The organism is Phyllobacterium sp. P5_D12 (assembly GCF_054049495.1).
This window is the reverse complement of sequence record NZ_JBFUMG010000476.1, coordinates 1-3,474: the sequence shown is the minus strand read 5'-3', so window position 1 is coordinate 3,474 and position 3,474 is coordinate 1. Positions and strand designations below refer to the sequence as shown.

Genomic DNA, 3,474 nt, shown 5'->3' with positions numbered 1-3,474 from the left:
GCCTACGTATCATTTGCGGTCCTTCCAGCAAGCCTTTCCGCCCACCAGGGAGCGGGATTAACAGGTTTTGTATCCTTCCGGAACTCAATGTAAAGCATTGGAGCTCCATTTCCCATCGGAACAGGTGCGGTACTCGCAATAAGTTGCTTGTTCATCACACCGACCGGTTCTCCAGCCAGTACAAACTGGTTCTGCGAGACGTTGATTTTATTCATCCCCGCCAAGACAACATGATATCCATTGCCCGCGTCAAGTATCAAGAGTTGACCGTATGACCTGAATGCGCCTGCATAAAGGACTACGGCGTCGACCGGTGAAGTAATCGTTGCGCCTGGAGCGGTCGCGAGCGTATCGCCCTGAACCGTGCCGCCTACGCCGTCATCGTCGCCGAAATGCTTCACCAGCTTGCCTGCTGCTGGCATGGAAAGATGGCCTTTCAGCGACGCAAAATTAATTTGTGCCGAAAGACGGCTCTGGTTGGAGGCGAAATCATCGGCACGTTGCTGGCTTGCGGCCATCTTCTGTTGCTCCTGCGCGCTCGCCGCATCGGCCGCCTTCTTGACCTCCTGCATATCCTTTTCCATGGAGGCAATCAGATCGCGCAGCGACGTGGCTCGCTTGGCGAGGTCCTCGGCACGCTGTTGCTCAGCGAGGCGCGTTTCTTCAGAGGTGGTCTGCATTTTTTGCTTCTCAGCAAGCAGCAGGTCGAGGCGTGTCTTTTCCTCCGCTTGCCCTGAAAGTGCGGTGGTCAGACGGCTCCGTTCCTCGGCAATCGATGTCTTGACGCGGGTTAGGTCCTTGAGATCTGCGATCAGGGTTTCGGTTTGCTGACGCATTTCGGGAACAACAGCGCCGAGAAGAACCGCGCTCCGCACGGATGCGAGGGCATCATCAGGACGAACGAGAATTGCCGGCGGCGGGTTGAGGCCCATGCGCTGCAAGGCCGCAAGCACTTCGGCGAGCGCGCCACGCCGGGATTTCAGCGACGCCTTTATACTGTCTTCTCGCTCACGCAGACCGGCGAGCTTGTCGCTAAAGCCGGTGATATCCTCACTCAACTTTTTCTCGGTCTTGGCCGACTGGATGAGTGCGGCGGTTATCGTGGTTTGATCCTTTTTCAGCGACGCGATTTCATTGTCCAGCGCCGTGACACGTTCCGAGGAAATCGATATCTGCCCGGTCAGGTCTTCCAGTTCCTTGGCAGTTTGTGCGCGCTTTGCATCCAAAGGTTCCGGAGCCGGTTGCAAGCCATGTTCTTGTGCTTGAACGAACGATGGAATGGCTGACATGCCGACCAAGGTTACAATCAGGAAAACGACATGTGAAAATGTGCGTTTGCCTTTCAGGGTTGCCTTTGATGCCTCAAATTTCATTGCCGGACCGGACTAGAGCGATGGTTTTATCCCGACTTTAGGGAGACTTCGATTAATGAAGTATTAACCATAAACCAGCCGCGTCGAAAGCCTGATGATTTAGCATTGATTGACGTGGCGGAATTGCGGCGCTCCGAACACCGCATTGAACTTTGGCCGATGCTTCTTGACGCGGATACCGTCCAAGGGGATGGAATTCGCTCCAACATGTCTATATTTAGGTGGTGGCTGCATCTGCAAAATCACTCAGTGATCTTGGGCATCCGGATGTGGCATCCCCTTCACCAATGGTTCTCAATATGACCGATTTGACGATCGTAATCCCATGCTACAACGAGTCCGGCAACATCGGAAACCTGGTGAGGGAAATCAATACAGCCCTCTTATCCGGCCCATCCTATGAAATCATTGTGGTCGATGACGGGTCCGCTGATGGATCGGCGGAGGAAGCAGCAGCGGCAGGCGACTACACCCGTGTGCTGTGCCACAAAAAACGCACCGGCAAATCACGCGCCTTGATCAGCGGCTTTCGGGCGGCCCAAGGCCGGTGGATTGCGACGCTGGATGGCGACGGCCAGAATGACCCGATGGATATTGCGCGATTGTGGCCTCGCCTTGAGCGCGCATCTCCGGCGCTTTTCGCGGGTGTAAGGAAACGGCGTAACGATGGTATCGTCAAACTGTTGACTTCAAGATCCGCCAATTTCGTGCGCAAACGGCTGCTGAAGGATGATTGCCGGGATGCGGGCTGCGGTTTCAAGATTCTTCCGGCTGTAGTAGCGCAAGGCCTGCCCTATTTCGACAACATGCATCGGTTTATTCCGGCTTTGTCGCGACGGGCCGGGCTGCCAGTAATCGAGATCGACGTCGAGGACCGGCCAAGACTGGCCGGCGTATCGAAATATGGTTTTTTTGACCGCGCCGCGGTGGCGTTTCTTGATACAGTCGGCGTTTTCTGGCTCACCCGCCGCTATTCTAATCCGGTATCGGTAACCGAGATGAATAACGCTGGAAGCTAAAGGTTCGCAGTTCCCCATTGAAGTTTCGCACTCGCGCGGTCACCCGTGTACCCGGTCCGATGGGCTGTGCGTCAGCCGGTAGCCGCGCTAACGCTTCTTCGCCAGGGTCGTCATTGCCCTRCCAGACCAGAACAATATCCGAGGCTTCGCCCCGTTCAGGTGGCCAATGCAAGAGCGCTGCCACATTGCCCGCATCATCCTGGCGGTTGGACGCGATCCTCGCAGGTGTAGGATTCTGTGCGCGGATCGCATCGGCTACGCCGTCGAAGGGAAAATTGAATCGAGGGGTGCCGAATAGTGCAATCATTGCGACTGCCAGCGGGGCAAGGATGTACATCGCACCTGATATGACCAGTACATTGCGTGCGCCGAGTACCTGCGGCAAAGAAAGCGCCAAAAGGATCGCAGTTGGTGCCAGAATCGGGGCCATATAGCGCTCTGCGACGGAATGATAGTCGGCAATGAAAACCAGCACGGCGAAGGCGGCGAGGCCAATCAGTACAGTGCGAAGCAGGAGCTTGCGGACATCCGCGCCGCCATCCGGCGCGGGACGTGGATGATCGCGACTCCGACCAATCCAGAAGATTATAAGCGCAGGGCCAGCCCACAGGAAGGTTGAAATCAGGAGACTGGCTAGCCCGTCGATCCCTACCCGCGGAAGATCGAATGATTCCAGATAGCCGATCGCCTGGGCAAGCTTCTGCATTCTGCCGGCGGTCGCCGCCAAGGGTGCATTGAGGGAGGCGACAACGACGGATGTAAATGCGGCAATGAAAATAGCAATCGAGATACAGATCCGCCGCTGGAACAGTTGACGGCGAATGGGTGGCGTCATCACCGCAGCGATGAGGAAGCTGACCAGAAAAATGAAGAAGTTATATTTGGCCAAGGCCCCGATTGCCGACCAGATGCCAAACCAGATGTATGCACGCGTACCCTTCCCCTCGCGCAACAGGGCAAAGGCATGAACGATGCCGATTGATGCGGAAATAACGAGAATAGTATGTGCTGTAGTCTGGATGGACATCCAGACTATCTGCGGCAGAAACGCCGACGCAGTTAACGCCAGTACGCCCGCACGG

At 56.0% G+C, this 3,474-nt stretch carries 3 protein-coding genes; 1 reads left to right on the top strand and 2 read right to left on the bottom strand.

Annotated features, from left to right (window positions below):
* Positions 1-2: 2 nt before the first annotated feature.
* Positions 3-1,373 (bottom strand): murein hydrolase activator EnvC family protein, encoded by a 1,371-nt coding sequence (locus ACXJ5O_RS22075; protein ID WP_457301764.1) that lies wholly within the window; start codon positions 1,371-1,373, stop codon positions 3-5.
* A 299-nt stretch (positions 1,374-1,672) separates the two neighbouring features.
* On the opposite strand from ACXJ5O_RS22075, the gene ACXJ5O_RS22070 reads away from it, so the two are divergent.
* Positions 1,673-2,392, top strand: a complete 720-nt coding sequence (locus ACXJ5O_RS22070; RefSeq protein WP_457301763.1) for a glycosyltransferase family 2 protein — start codon at positions 1,673-1,675, stop codon at positions 2,390-2,392.
* Here the strand turns inward: ACXJ5O_RS22070 and ACXJ5O_RS22065 are convergent.
* The coding region (locus ACXJ5O_RS22065) for a glycosyltransferase family 39 protein (protein ID WP_457301762.1) at positions 2,349-3,474 on the bottom strand (1,126 nt) is incomplete at its 5' end. The two genes, ACXJ5O_RS22070 and ACXJ5O_RS22065, sit on opposite strands and share 44 nt — an antisense overlap.

Bases quoted from the DNA above. Each gene is read 5' to 3' on its own strand.
- ACXJ5O_RS22075 (WP_457301764.1), bottom strand. From the start codon at position 1,373: ATGAAATTTGAGGCATCAAAGGCAACCCTGAAAGGCAAACGCACATTT.
- ACXJ5O_RS22070 (WP_457301763.1), top strand. From the start codon at position 1,673: ATGACCGATTTGACGATCGTAATCCCATGCTACAACGAGTCCGGCAAC.